This window comes from Sneathiella sedimenti (assembly GCF_017313765.1).
Taxonomy (GTDB): Bacteria; Pseudomonadota; Alphaproteobacteria; order Sneathiellales; family Sneathiellaceae; genus Sneathiella; species Sneathiella sedimenti.
Genome location: NZ_JAFLNC010000001.1, coordinates 796,848 through 810,931, shown reverse-complemented (window position 1 = coordinate 810,931; position 14,084 = coordinate 796,848). Strand labels below are relative to the sequence as shown.

Genomic DNA, 14,084 nt, shown 5'->3' with positions numbered 1-14,084 from the left:
CTAATAATCGAGCTACCCGGGGCAGATTAGCATATTTTCTAATTACTGAAAGGATCAGATTTTTCAAGTTCCCGGCGAGACCAGAGGATTTCCACGATCGCGCCGCCATTTTTCTGATTGCGGAAATTCAGCTCCCCGCCGCTTCGCTTGATCAGCATGTCCGCGATAAATACACCGAGGCCCATGCCCCCGCGTCCGCGCCGGGACGACATATAGGGTTCGCCCAGCCGATCAAGAACCTCCTCCGAAAAGCCGGGTCCGTCATCACGGATTTCCGCGCGCACCAGGTTTTCGTTCCAATAGAGGTCGATGGTCACCTTGCTGGTAGCGAACTCGGCGGCGTTGCTGATCAGGTTGCCAAGGCCGTGACGAAGCTCCGCGGTGAGGAACAGCCTTGGAATATCCGCTGTCTCTCCATGGGTCTGAATGACAAATTTCTTGTGGCTGTCCTTGTATTTTTCCGTTGCCAGGGAAAAGAGGTTATCCAGCGATAGAAAGTTGTGGTGGGCGGAATCCTTGATAAAACGCTCCGTCTCCGGCCCCTGGGAGAGTTGTGCCAGTACCTCGGCGCATTTCCGGGCCTGGTCATGCAGCAATGCGGCGTCCTCTGCCGTGTCGCTCCCCGCCGGCAGGGCTTGTTTCAATTCCTCCGATACCAGCAGGATGGTGTTCAGCGGGGTGCCAAGCTCATGAGCGGCGGCGGCGGCAATCCCCCCGACGGCGGAGAGCTGTTGTTCCCGTGCGAGCTCTGCCCGGGCGACGGTCAGCGCGTCCGACATTTTCCGCGAGTCTGCGGCGATCAGCCAAGCATAGCCCGAAAGAAAGGCCGTTCCCAGCACCAAAGCCGCCCAGATTGCCAGTATATAGGTCTGGGAGAGGACCAGCGTCCCCGCAGGCAGCGGCAACGGTTCGTAGAAGAGCGCAAGGAATGTAATACAGGCGAGTGTCGTCAGCCCGAGAAAAAACGTCCCCTGCCGCGTCAGGTTGGTCGCGGAAATCGTGACCGGCACCAGGAAAAGCACTGAAAAGGGGTTGGAAAGACCGCCGGTGAAATAGAGCAGCCCTGCAAGTTGAAGGATATCGTAAAACAGATATAGGAGCGCGCCGCGGTTCGGAAGCCTTGTGGAAGGCTTGCGGTTGAGGCTGACCAGCAGATTGAGAATGGCGCTGGCGCTGATCAGCAGCGCGATGGGCAGAAGCGGCAGGCTGTATCCAAAAACGAAGTGAACCAGGATGACGGTCAGGGCCTGTCCGAGCACCGCCAGCCAGCGAATATAGACCAGCGTTTTCAGCCGCATGCCGCTCGCAGCGAGGTTAATGGCGTCGGACTCAATGCTGGGGATGGACATCAGGGGCGATTTTTCTGACATATTCACTGTTTCATGCGTGCCGGTTAATTTTTCGGAAGATTATTCGACATATAAATGCCATCATTCATGCCCTACTCTATATCAGTATCCTGTTTTCCAATGATGAGTCAAAAAGGATTAAAAAAGATGCAGATGACATTCAGGGCAAGCCGTCGAAAAATTCTGTCGTTCTTGGGCGCAAGCGCGCTCCTTCTGGGATCCGGTAATATTGCTCTTGCCGGTGAAGCACAGGATCAACTGGTTGAAAAAGCGAAGTTCACCATCACCAATGTTGCCGCGCAGGCAGAGATGGATCAATTCCGCAAATTGCTGGCCGTTGCCAAGGGCGTTGTCGTTTTCCCGCAGGTGCTTAAAGCCGGCTTCTTTGTAGGCGGCGCTGGCGGAAGCGGTGTTCTTCTGGGCAAGAATGAAGCAGGGGAATGGTCCTCGCCGGCTTTTTACACCATGGGCCAGGGCAGCATCGGCTTGCAGTTCGGTGCGCAGGCGAATGAGCTGGTGCTGGTGGTCATGACGGAAAAGGGCCTGCAGGCCATAATCAGTAACCAGGTCAAGCTGGGCGGTGATTTGAGTGCGGCCGTCGGTCCGGTGGGCACAACGCTCGGCGCCTCGACCACAACAAACATGAAAGTCGATGTATTCTCCTTCGCGATTTCGAAGGGCCTCTTTATCGGTGCCTCGGTAGAGGGATCTATTCTGTCTTCAAACTCGGATTCCAACGAGTCCTACTATGGCAAGCCTGTCACCTCGCAGCAGATCGTCATCGAGCGAACGGTCGGGAATGCGCAAGCTGATGGATTGCGGGCGGCAATCAAGGCTGCCGAAGCTCCCTAGTCAATAAATAGCTCGATTGCGGCGCCGTCAGGGCGTCGCATCGGACAATAGACGCACCACGTCGGGATGGCGGTTCTGTTTCGCGTGATCCAGGGCCGTTCTTCCGGTGAAGTCCGTCAGGTCAAGAGTCGCCCCTTTTTCCAGCAATAGCTTTACGACTTCCGTGTTTCCGGTTTTGGCGGCCTTGATCAGGGGGGTCTCGCCCTGTCGGTTCTCCTCATCGATATCCGCGCCTCCTTCAATCAGGATCTCCGCTGCGGCGGTTGATCCATAGGCGGCTGCCTGCATCAGGGCTGTATTGCCGAACGGGTCCGGCAAATCAACCTGGGCGCCGTGGCGGATGAGGGCGCGTACTGTCTTCGGTAAACCGGCCATGGCCGCATGGTGCAACAGCGGTATTTTCTTCAAATCACGGATATTCGGGTTATTTCCGGTGAGGAGGTATTCCTCCACTGCCGCGGAATCGCCGCGATCGGCACTTTGAAATACTTCATCCTCTCCCAGGATGGATTGGGCATAGGAAGGCGGAGCTATGAGAAAAACCGTCAAGAATACAAGCCAGTAGAACCGCATTAGACTATCCCTTACATGTAACTATTGTGCAACATTCGACAGAGTGCCGGAGCGGATTATTAATCATTTATCTGTAATATCGTAAAAAATACTGACATTGCGGCGATTTTTCCTATATTATGTTGCACTGCAGCGAAACTCGGCGCAGAGAAACCCGGCAGACTTCAATATCATGACGTCTGTTAATGTAGGAGAGTACGACGTGCTTTACCAGTTCAATGAAATGCAAAAATTGGCGCTTTCACCAGTCCGTATGGCCGCACAAATTTACTCTCAACTTTTGAAGAGTCCGTTCAACCCGGTTTCTGACACGCCCCAAGCGCAGACCTTGGCCGCAGGCCTGGACCTGTTTTCCGAAACGACGCAGTATCACGGCAAACCGGCCTTTGGTTTGACCTCCACGAACATTGATATGCGGACGGTGGCGGTGACAGAAGAGATTGTTCACCGCAAAACCTTCTGCCAGCTCAAGCATTTCAAGCGGGATACGACACGCAAAGACCCCAAGCTGTTGATCGTGGCGCCCATGTCCGGCCATTTCGCGACCTTGTTGCGCGGCACGGTCGAGACGATGATGCCCAATCACGATGTCTATATCACCGACTGGCGGGATGCGGCGAACGTGCCCGTGTTTGAGGGACGGTTCGATCTGGATGACTATATCGACTATATCATCGATTATCTCGAAATTCTGGGTCCGGACACTCATGTGATGGCGGTTTGCCAGCCTGGGGTGCCGGTTCTGGCCGCCGTCGCCTTGATGTCGGAGGATAATAACCCGAATGTGCCACTCTCCGTTACCCTGATGGGTAGCCCAATCGATACCCGCCGTCACCCGACGGAACCATGCAAGCTTGCCATGAACCATTCCATCGAGTGGTTCGAGCATACAGTGATCAGCCATGTCCCGCTTGGCTATCCCGGTGCATTCCGCCGGGTTTATCCGGGCTTTTTGCAACTCAGCGGTTTTGTCAGCATGAATTTCGGCCGCCATATGGAGGCCCATATCAAGCAGTTCGACCATCTGGTTGAGGGCGACGGCGACAGCGCGGATAGACATCGCGCCTTTTACGCCGAGTATAATGCGGTGATGGACCTGACGGCGGAATATTACCTGCAGACGATCGAGACGGTGTTCCAGAAACAGGCGCTCGCCAAGGGTGAGATGATGTACCGTGGTGACCGGCTAGTCCGGACGGACCTGATAAAGAAAACCGCGCTGATGACGGTGGAAGGGGAACTTGACGATATTTCCGGTATCGGCCAGACTGTTGCCGCCCATGATATTTGCACAGGCCTGCCTGACAGCATGAAAACCCATTATGAGCAAAAGGGTGTCGGCCATTACGGTGTCTTCAATGGCAGCAAGTTCAGAAGCACAATTGCGCCGCGTATCAGCGATTTCATCCTTAATCACGAGCCGCACAACCGCGTTCGGTTGGCTCTGGTTCCCAGCAATGAGACCAAAAATGCACCCGCAAAGCCTGCACCGGCAAAGCCCGCTGAGGCAAAGGCAGTTGTGGAAAAAGCTCCTGAGATAAAGCCTGCTGCGAAGAAGACGGCCTCCCCCGAGACATCGACCGGTAAACAGCCGGAGGCGAAGACAACGGTGACTGAAGCAGCTCCGGTAAAAGCGGCTCCGGCCAAAGCTCCGGCGAAAAAGGCACCCGTAAAAGCGGCACCGGCCAAGGCAACTCCGACGAAATCGACGCCGGCAAGGGCCGCAACGGCAAAATCGGCGCCCGCCGCACAGAAAACACAGAAGAAAGCCAAGCCCGCTACACGGGCGCGGCGGCAACCAACAAAAAAGGCCTGATGTGGGGTGAAGGAAAAACCATTCTGGGAGACTGTCGCGCTTGAAGACATGTCGGCGGAACAGTGGGAATCCCTCTGTGACGGCTGCGGCAAATGCTGCCTGCTCAAGCTGGAAGACGAAGACACGCTTGAACTCGCCTATACAGAGGTCGTCTGCCGCCTGCTCGATCTTGGAACCTGCCAGTGCACCCGTTATCCGGAGCGCTCCCGTCTGGTGCCGGATTGTATTACCCTGACACCGGATATTATCCCGACCCTGCGCTGGATGCCGCGAACCTGCGCCTATCGCCTGTTGTCGGAAGGAAAGCCGCTGCCCTGGTGGCATCCACTCATTTCAAAAGATCCTGAGACAGTTCATCAGGCAGGCATCTCGGTCCGTGGGCGTGTGGTATCGGAACGACGTGCGGGCGATCTGGAGGATCATATCGTCGACTGGCCGGATGAAGATGTCGGCTGACCGCCGAAGTCTGGAACTGGTGACAGGGGAATCACCACATTTTGTCTCGGACGGCCGTAAAATTCCGATCGCGGTAAAACGCTCTCCCCGCGCGGCGCGAATAAAGCTTCGAATTGATCCACGGCACGGCGTTGTCCTTCTCCTGCCCAAGCGCGCATCCCTCACGGCGGGGCTTGCCTTTCTGCGTCAGGAAATTGACTGGATTTCCAGTAATATCAATAAGATACCGGCAAGCATTCCGTTTCGTGCAGGCGCCATACTGCCCCTGTTGGGACGGCCGCACCGGATTACCCACGTCCCCGAACAGCGCGGGTTCGTGTGGGCCGAGGACGGGCATATCTATGTCGCCGGCAGGGAAGAACATTTGCCGCGCCGGGTGAAAGACTGGACCCGCAGGATGGCCAAGACGGAAATCAGTGTGTGGGCCGCGCAATATGCCGAGAAAATCGATGTCAGTTACAGCGGTATTACCCTGCGCGACCAGGTTTCGCGCTGGGGAAGCTGTTCCTCGACCGGACGGCTTAACTTTTCCTGGCGCTTACTGCTGATGCCGGAGGAGGTAATGCGCTATATCGTCGCCCATGAAGTGGCACATTTGCGTCATATGAACCATTCCGCCGCCTTTTGGGCATTGGTCGATGAAATGCACCCCGCCGTTGAACCGGCCAAGACATGGCTGAAAAGAAATGGTGCCGATCTACATAAGTATGGCGTTGAAAGAGCGGAGACGGTATGACTTTGGCGATCTCTTAAGAAGGCCGCCCATGAAACGACTAGCCCCCTCCTCTATCCCGTTTACCCTGTATCTCGCTGCCGCCGTGGCGCTCGGTCCCCTATCAACCGACATGTATCTGCCGACCTTCCCGCAGCTTGCGGCATTTTTTAGTGCGAGTGCGGCGGAAGTGCAGCTCACCCTCAGTATTTTTACGTTCGGAATTGGCGGCTGCCAGCTGATATACGGACCGCTGACCGACCGGTACGGGCGCAAATCGATCATCGTCGGCGGGTTGTTCATTTATGTTGTGGCAAGTGTTGCCTGCCTTTTTGCGGTCCAGATCGACCAGCTGGTGATCCTGCGGTTTATTCAGGCGCTCGGCGTTTGTGCGGCCATTGTCGTGCCACGCGCCATGGTCCGTGATCTCTTCGCGCGCGAACAGGCGGCACAGCAGCTTTCCCGCATGGGGACAATTATGGGGCTCGCGCCTGCTATCGCACCGGTACTGGGGGGCTATATCGCCGCTTTCTACGGCTGGCAGTCGGTGTTTTTTGTTCTCGGGCTTGCCTCTTTCATTGTTGGCATGGTGACAGTGCTGTTTGTTGATGAATCCCTCGCCGTGAAAAACCTGAACGCCCTGCGGCCGAGCCATATCGCCCGCAATTATCTGGACCTGATCCGGCATCGCGAATTTTTGGGCTATGCGCTCACGGGGGGTCTTTGTTTCGGCGGTCTTTTCTCCTTTATATCCGGCTCCCCCCTCGTTCTGATCGACGTGTTGGGCGTGCGCGCAGATAATTTCGGCTATTTCTTCGGGATTGTCGTTCTGGGGTATATGAGCGGAACCCTGCTGGGCCCGAAAATGACCCGTGCGAAGGGGCTGTCCTTCTCTGTGGGGATCGGTACGATAATCTGTGCCCTTGGCGGTGGCAGCATGGTGGTGGCGGCCTTGGCGGGGTTCAATACACTGACGGCGATCATTGTCCCGATGATTGTCTATACCGTCGGCATGGGTGTTGTCCTGCCACAGTCACAGGCAGGCGCCATGGCGCCATTTCCCGATAAGGCCGGGTCTGCCTCGGCCCTGATGGGATTTTTGATGCTCGGCTTCGCCGCCTTACTGGGCTTCCTGATCGCCTATTTCTATGACCAGACCCAATTCTCGATGGTCTATGCCATCGGCCTGATGGGGTTAAGTTCCGCCGCTATTTTCCGCCTGACAGCCCATAACGCGCCGACAGAGGGCTGGAAAGAGGATTGACCGCCTACGGTTGCTGTCGCTGCTTGTCCATATAGTCGTAGGAGTTTTTCTGCGTCGAGCTCTTTGGCGTGGCCTCGCTGCCGGGTGCGCTGCTGCCACTTTCGGCGGGGGCGTTCTTGCTCGAAAAGGCGCGGACGATCTTGTCCCAAAGGCTGCCTGCGGAACTTTCCTCCTCGACCCTGTTGAAGGCAACCGCGTGGGATGTCTCAGAATGGGTGATAAAGTCCTTCCAGGTAATGGCAGGCAAATTGCTTCCATTCACCCGCTTGGTGGCGGACCCGTCGTCATTGCCGAACCAGACACCGGCAACAAGATCCGGCGTAAAGCCGATAAACCAGGCATCGCGGTAGTCCTGCGTCGTGCCGGTCTTGCCCGCTGCGGCAAAGCCCGGATTGGCGGCCTTACCGGTGCCCCACTGGATAGTGGCGGTCATGACATCCTGCATTTTATTAATGGTGGCGGCGCTGATAACCCGTCCCTGACCGGAGGTCTGCCGCGAATACAGAACGGGCCCGTCCTTTTCGCGGATTTCAAGAACACCGTATGGCAACACGGCCATCCCGCCATTGGCAATGACGGCATTGGCGGCGGTCATTTCAAGAAGTGACACCTCATTGGTGCCAAGCGAGATGGACGGATGCAGCGGGTAATGGCCGGTAAGACCCAGGTTTTTCGCCATATCGGCGACCTTGTCGCGACCGACCCGTTCTGTCACCCGGACCGCGACTGTATTGATGGAGCGGGCATAGGCTTCCCGCAGGCTCATCTCGCCATTATAGAGCTTGGTGTAGTTTTGCGGGGTCCAGCCGTCGATATTGATCGGGCCATCGTTAAAAATGTCATCCGGAGAAAGGCCATTCTCGAACGCGGCTGCATAGACAATAGTCTTGAAGACGGATCCGGGCTGCCGCCGGGCGACCGTCGCCCGGTTATAGACGGATTCCGCATAGGACCGGCCGCCGACCATCGCGCGCACGGCGCCGTCCGGAGACATGGCGACAAACGCGCCCTGGCTTACGTCCATTTTCGTGCCCTCGGATTTAAGCCGTGCCTCGATCGCCCGTTCGGCGTCGCCCTGCATGGCTAGATCCAGTGTCGTCGTGATAACCAGATCCTTTTCCGTGCGTCCGATATAGGCCTGTACTTCGCTTACCACCCAGTCCGAGAAATACCGGACATTGCGGAAATCCTGGCTGGCATTGATCAGGACCGCAGGACTGGCGCGGAGTTTGTCGGCTTCCGCAGGGGTGAGATAATCCTCCTCCACCATACGGGCGAGGACAACGCTGGCCCGGTCCTGCGCCCGTTGCAGGTTGCGGGTCGGGGCGTAATAGGTTGGTGCCTTCAGTAGGCCCGCCAGCATCGCGGCTTCCGCTGTCGTCAGCTCTGTTGCCGGATGGGAGAAGTATTTTTTTGATGCCGCATCAATGCCATAGGTGCCGGAGCCAAAATAAACCCGGTTCAAATAGAGGGCGAGAATTTCATCTTTTGTATATTCTGCCTCCAGCCAGAAGGCGAGCAGGGTTTCACGGATTTTCCGGCCCAACGTGCGCTCCGGCGTCAGAAACAGGTTCTTTGCAAGCTGCTGGGTGATGGTACTGCCGCCCTGCACGACGCGGCCGGCCTCATAATTGCGCCAGGCGGCGCGGACCAGGCTGACCGGGTTGAGGCCGAAATGGTTATAGAAGTGGCTGTCCTCGGTTGCCAGGACCGCCTGTTTCATATTTTCTGGGATTGCCTCGATGGGAAGCATGTCGCCATAGAGATCGCCATAGGTCGAGTAGCGGATGCCGTCCTTGGTTTGCAGCACCATGGAGGGGCGCTTGTCGATGTCGCCGATACCCGAGATATCAGGTAGCGTATAGGCAAAGTAGCCAATAAAGATGCCACCGATCAGAAGGCCCCACAGAAACAGCGCCCCGCCCCAGTTAATCAGCGGTCCCCACAGGCCGGATTTCTGCGGTGTTTTGCGTCCGCGTCTGGGCGCTGCCTTTTTCGGGCTGCGTCCCGCGGACGCCTTCGCGCTTTTTCTTTTTCCCGCAGGTTTTGGGCGCTGGGGATACGCCTTCGATCTCGCCGCGGTGGCGGACGAACGCCTGCCTGATCCCTTGGATGCCTTCTTCATAATCGAACTCGATCGTTACTCTGCATTACTCTAAATGCGGGCCAAAGGGTGCTTTATCTCCCACATATAAGGCAAAATTGCGATTTTAAACCGCGATTGTTGTCATCAGGCATCCAGAAAGCTCACTTTCAGGGCATTGTCCTGGATAAAGATACGCCGCGGCTCCACCACATCGCCCATCAGGGTGGAGAAAACCTCATCCGCTTCATCCCCGTGGTTGATCCGTACCTGCAGCAATGTCCGCGCCTCGGAATCGAGAGTGGTTTCCCAAAGCTGTTCCGGGTTCATCTCACCCAGTCCTTTATAGCGCTGGATTGCCAGCCCGCGCTTGCCGAGGTTGGTCACGGCCTCCATCAAATCAATGGGAGAATTGATGGTCAATCGTTTGTCCTTATGGATAAAGGTGGAGGATTGTGCGTAAATCGCCTGCAATTCGTCCTTCATGGAATCCAGCTGGCGCGCTTCGGCGGAATGAATCAAGTTGCTGTCAACGATCTGGACTTCCGTCACACCGCGCACTTCGCGACTGAATTTCAGGCTGAAGTCCGGCAATATTTCGCCAGTCCACCCCCGCTCCGTTTCCGAGGAAATGGCATCAAGCCTCTTGGCAACCGTGGCAACTGCCTCGGGTCCGCGGACGGTATCGCTCAGCAGTTCGTCACTCAATGCCCCTACGATGGCAACCTGCTCCACGACGGGCCGGTTCTGGATTCTGGCAATGGATTCAATCAGGTCACGGGCCTGACGGGCGCGACTGACCATCGCCCGCAAATCCTCGCCGTTACGTTGTTCGCCGGTGGCAAGTTCCAGCACCACCTCTTCCATGCCCTGGTCGATCAGGTAGTCGTCCATGGCCTTCTGGTCTTTCAGATAGACCGAGGATTTACCCTTGGTCACCTTGTAAAGCGGCGGCTGGGCGATATAGAGATAGCCCCTCTCGACCAGTTCCGGCATTTGCCGGTAGAAGAAGGTGAGCAGCAATGTGCGGATATGGGATCCGTCCACGTCGGCGTCGGTCATGATGATAATCTTGTGATAGCGCGCCTTCTCGATATCGAATTCCTCCGGCCCGATCCCGGTGCCGAGTGCCGTGATCATGGTGCCGATCTCGTTCGAGGAGAGCATGCGGTCGAACCGGGCCCGTTCCACATTGAGGATTTTACCGCGCAGTGGCAGGACGGCCTGGTTATGGCGGTCGCGCCCCTGTTTGGCGGAACCGCCGGCGCTGTCACCCTCGACGAGGAACAGTTCGGAAATGGCCGGGTCCTTTGACTGGCAGTCGGCGAGTTTGCCTGGCAGACTGGAAATGTCCAGTGCTCCCTTGCGGCGGGTCAATTCACGCGCCTTGCGGGCGGCTTCCCGGGCCGCGGCGGCCTCGAAGACTTTCGTGATGACGATCTTCGCGTCGTTCGGATGTTCCTCAAACCACTGGGTGAGAGCATCATAGACAGAGCTTTCGACGATCGGGCGTACTTCGCTGGAAACCAGCTTGTCCTTGGTCTGGGACGAGAATTTCGGGTCCGGCACTTTAACCGAGACAACGCAGGTCAGGCCTTCCCGCGCGTCATCGCCTGTCACGACAATCTTCTCTTTCTTGGACGTTCCGCTGGCGGTCGCATATTGGTTGATGCAACGGGTCAGCGCGGCGCGGAAGCCTGCCAGATGGGTCCCGCCATCGCGCTGTGGAATATTGTTGGTGAAACAGAGCACATTTTCATGATAGCTGTCGTTCCATTCAAGCGACGCCTCGACCGTCACACCTTCCTTTTCCGCCGAAAGGTCAATGGTTTCCGTGATCAGTGGGCTTTTTGACCGGTCGAGATATTTCACAAAGGCGGAAATGCCCCCTTCATAATGCAGGTCGACCGTAACCGGCTCGGCAGAGCGCAAATCGTTGATCTGGATATATACGCCGGAATTGAGGAAGGCGAGTTCGCGCAAGCGATGTTCCAGCGTCGCGAAGTCAAACTTGATATTGGTAAAGGTCTCCGGTGACGGGGTGAAGGTGATTTCCGTCCCGCTCTTGCCCACGGCATCCCCAACGATTTCAAGGGCGCCGACAGGTTCCCCATGCTCGAAACTGAGCCGATGTTCCTTGTCATTGCGCCAGATGGTCATGTCGAGACGGGTGGACAGGGCGTTCACCACGGAGACACCCACACCATGCAGGCCGCCGGAAACCTTATAGGAGTTCTGGTCAAACTTCCCGCCGGCATGAAGCTGGGTCATGATAACTTCGGCGGCGGAGACCCCTTCCTCATGCATGTCGACCGGAATACCACGACCGTTATCGCGGACCGTTACCGACCCTTCGGGATTTAGCGCGACATAAATCAGGTCGCAATGACCGGCCAGGGCCTCATCGATGGCGTTATCCACGACCTCATAGACCATATGATGCAGACCCGAACCATCATCTGTATCGCCGATATACATGCCCGGGCGTTTGCGTACCGCATCAAGTCCTTTCAGGACCTTGATCGACTCCGCGCCATATTCCTCAGCTTCCACATGACCTTCTGTGTTACTCATTACGTCGTCTTTCCTTCTAGCTAACGGCCGTCCGGCGAATAGCGCCATCGTCGACCGTTAAAAACTGCGCCCGGTTTCCAAGCTCGGAAAACAGGGCATAATCGGTGCCTGTCATCCAGGCCTGTGTTTTCATTTCCTCAATCTCGTCAAACAACGCCACCCGCCGTTTTGCATCGAGATGTGCCGTAATCTCATCCAACAGCAAAATCGGGGCCTGCCCCTGCATTCCGGCCTGCAATCGCGCATCCCCGAGGATGATCGAGATCAGCAGGGCTTTCTGTTCACCCGTCGAGCAGAGACCTGCCGGAACGCCCTTATCCTTGTGCAGGACACCCAGATCACTCCGGTGTGGGCCGAGCTGCGTACTTCCCGCCAAAGCATCCCGGCGCCGTGACGCCTCCAGCTCTTCGCGATATCTGTCTTCCACCGCCAGCGCGCTCATCTCCCCGAGCCAACCCTCCAGCAAGCCGTCCACACTGACCTCGGCTTTGGGAAAGGCGCTTCTTCCGGCCATTTCCATGGCACCGTTCAGCCGTGCCGTCGTTTCCCGTCGTGCCGCCGCGATGGCTGTTCCGGTTTCCGCGAGTGACCGTTCCAGCGAGGAGAGCCAATGACGGTCATACCGTCCGTCCTTCAACAGCCGGTTCCGGTCCCGCATGACTTTCTCGAATGCCGTCATCCGCTTGCCATGGGCCGGATCGAAGCCGAATGTCAGCCGATCGAGAAACCGCCGTCTGCCCCCGGCTCCTTCCTGAAACAGGCGATCCATCTGCGGGGTCAGCCAGCTGACTTTTATATACTCCGCGAGGGCCGAAGAGCCGCCCATCGTCTGTCCGTCTATTTTAACCGAACGGCGCTCTGCCGTCTCTTTATTTTCCGTTTTATCAGCGGCACCCATCACGCCGGTGCCGAGGGTACTCATCCCGGCGTCGGAGGTAACGTCCGCCGCCACCGCCCAGCCACCGCTGCCCTTGGTATTTGACGCTTCCGTCAGTTTCGCCCGACGCAATCCCCGCCCCGGTGTGAGGAAGGAAATCGCCTCCAGAAGGTTGGTTTTCCCACTGCCGTTGGCGCCCGTCAGGACGACAGGACGGTCATCTGCTTCAACCTTCAAATGCGTATAGTTGCGAAAATCTGTCAAAATCAGGCGCGTAATAACGTAGGCGGACACAAATGGCTCCTCAATGGCGACACCCATCGTTCCGGGCCGATGACTCACGGTGTTGAATTGATCGCCAATTTAGACCCGCATCGGCATCAGGACATAGAGCGCTCCTTCATCAGCGCTGTCCCGAACGATGGTTGGTGATCCCGCGTCGGCGAACAGGAACCGGGCATTCTCCCCGTCGATCTGGCCGGTGATATCCAGCAGATATTTCGAGTTGAAGCCGATCTCCATTTCATCGGCGCTATAGGTCGCCGCAACTTCCTCCGTGGCGCTTCCCGCTTCCGCTCCCGTTGCGGAGAGAGTAATCAGATCATTGCTGAGCGACAGCTTGATCGCACGGGTTTTCTCGGTTGCAACCGTGGACACGCGGTCAACGGCCTGGGCGAAGGACTTGCCATCCAATTCGAGAACCTTGTCATTGCCCGCCGGGATCACCCGCTCATAGTCGGGGAAGGTGCCGTCGATCAGCTTCGACGTCAGGATCGTGTCACCGAAGGAAAAGCAGATTTTAGTCTCCGACAGGGATATCGAAACGGGCTCGTCCCGTTCGTCAATCAGGCGGAGAACCTCGCTCACCGCCTTGCGCGGGACAATAACGCCCGGCATGCCTTCAGCATCAGAGGGGACCGGCGTCTCGACCCGGGCGAGACGATGACCGTCGGTCGCCACTGCGCGCAGCATGGGAACGCCTTCCGTTTCCGCTGTATGCAGGTAGATACCATTCAGGTAATAGCGGGTCTCTTCCGTTGAGATGGCAAACCGTGTCTTGTCGATCAGCCGCTTGAGGATATTACCCGACAGCACAAAATTATGCGGCAGCTGATTGGTTTCCATAACCGGGAAATCATCCTGCGGCAGGCAGGCCAGGGCAAATTTCGATTGTCCGCTGCGCACATAGATCCGTTCTTCCGCCGCTTTGTAGTCCAGCTCCACCTGGCTGCCTTCGGGCAGCTTGCGGATGATGTCATACAGCAGATGGGCCGGAATGGTCGTGGCGCCTTCGGCGTCGATGTTCGCCGCGACCTTTTCATTGATCGCTATGTCAAGATCTGTTGCCGTCAGGCCAAGAAATCCGTCTCGTGCGTCCATCAGGATATTGGCAAGGATCGGGATTGTGTTGCGGCGTTCGACAACGCTTTGCACATGGCTCAGGGACGTCAGCAAAGCGGTGCGTTCTATTGTCAGTTTCATTGGCTCAATCAGGCTTCAAATAGGTTACTCAAAAAGGGCTGTCATT

11 protein-coding genes are annotated in these 14,084 nt (G+C 56.9%); 5 read left to right on the top strand and 6 right to left on the bottom strand.

The window, feature by feature from the left end; translation table 11 throughout:
- Positions 1-38: 38 nt before the first annotated feature.
- Positions 39-1,370 (bottom strand): ActS/PrrB/RegB family redox-sensitive histidine kinase, encoded by a 1,332-nt coding sequence (locus J0X12_RS03810; protein ID WP_207042422.1) that lies wholly within the window; start codon positions 1,368-1,370, stop codon positions 39-41.
- A gap of 126 nt (positions 1,371-1,496) precedes the next feature.
- Between J0X12_RS03810 and J0X12_RS03805 the strand changes: the two genes are divergently transcribed.
- Positions 1,497-2,201 carry a lipid-binding SYLF domain-containing protein gene (locus J0X12_RS03805; protein ID WP_207042418.1) on the top strand — a complete coding sequence of 235 codons (705 nt, stop codon included), beginning with the start codon at positions 1,497-1,499 and terminating at the stop codon, positions 2,199-2,201.
- Positions 2,202-2,228: 27 nt separating this feature from the next.
- On the opposite strand, the gene J0X12_RS03800 is transcribed toward J0X12_RS03805, so the two are convergent.
- Positions 2,229-2,774 (bottom strand): ankyrin repeat domain-containing protein, encoded by a 546-nt coding sequence (locus J0X12_RS03800; protein ID WP_207042417.1) that lies wholly within the window; start codon positions 2,772-2,774, stop codon positions 2,229-2,231.
- Positions 2,775-2,946: 172 nt separating this feature from the next.
- Between J0X12_RS03800 and J0X12_RS03795 the strand changes: the two genes are divergently transcribed.
- Genes J0X12_RS03795 through J0X12_RS03780 form a run of 4 tightly spaced genes read left to right on the top strand, consistent with a single transcriptional unit; the run spans position 2,947 to position 7,022 of the window.
- Positions 2,947-4,590, top strand: a complete 1,644-nt coding sequence (locus tag J0X12_RS03795) for a polyhydroxyalkanoate depolymerase (protein WP_207042416.1) — start codon at positions 2,947-2,949, stop codon at positions 4,588-4,590.
- 6 nt (positions 4,591-4,596) lie between these two features.
- A complete protein-coding gene (locus J0X12_RS03790) occupies positions 4,597-5,046 on the top strand; it encodes a YcgN family cysteine cluster protein (RefSeq protein WP_207042415.1) in 450 nt (149 codons plus the stop codon).
- On the top strand, positions 5,036-5,782 hold the full coding sequence (locus J0X12_RS03785) for a M48 family metallopeptidase (protein WP_207042414.1): 747 nt from the start codon (positions 5,036-5,038) through the stop codon (positions 5,780-5,782). Before J0X12_RS03790 ends, J0X12_RS03785 begins: the two co-directional genes overlap by 11 nt.
- A gap of 28 nt (positions 5,783-5,810) precedes the next feature.
- Positions 5,811-7,022, top strand: a complete 1,212-nt coding sequence (locus J0X12_RS03780; RefSeq protein ID WP_207042413.1) for a multidrug effflux MFS transporter — start codon at positions 5,811-5,813, stop codon at positions 7,020-7,022.
- Between the two features lie 4 nt (positions 7,023-7,026).
- On the opposite strand, the gene J0X12_RS03775 is transcribed toward J0X12_RS03780, so the two are convergent.
- From J0X12_RS03775 to dnaN, 4 genes are all read right to left on the bottom strand, one after another.
- Positions 7,027-9,147 (bottom strand): transglycosylase domain-containing protein, encoded by a 2,121-nt coding sequence (locus tag J0X12_RS03775; RefSeq protein WP_207042412.1) that lies wholly within the window; start codon positions 9,145-9,147, stop codon positions 7,027-7,029.
- 105 nt (positions 9,148-9,252) lie between these two features.
- Complete coding sequence (gyrB, locus tag J0X12_RS03770; RefSeq protein ID WP_207042410.1) at positions 9,253-11,679, bottom strand: DNA topoisomerase (ATP-hydrolyzing) subunit B; 2,427 nt, start codon at positions 11,677-11,679, stop codon at positions 9,253-9,255.
- Positions 11,680-11,695: 16 nt separating this feature from the next.
- Positions 11,696-12,850 (bottom strand): DNA replication/repair protein RecF, encoded by a 1,155-nt coding sequence (gene recF / locus J0X12_RS03765; RefSeq protein ID WP_207042409.1) that lies wholly within the window; start codon positions 12,848-12,850, stop codon positions 11,696-11,698.
- Between the two features lie 69 nt (positions 12,851-12,919).
- A complete protein-coding gene (gene dnaN, locus J0X12_RS03760; protein ID WP_207042408.1) occupies positions 12,920-14,038 on the bottom strand; it encodes a DNA polymerase III subunit beta in 1,119 nt (372 codons plus the stop codon).
- Positions 14,039-14,084: the final 46 nt, after the last annotated feature.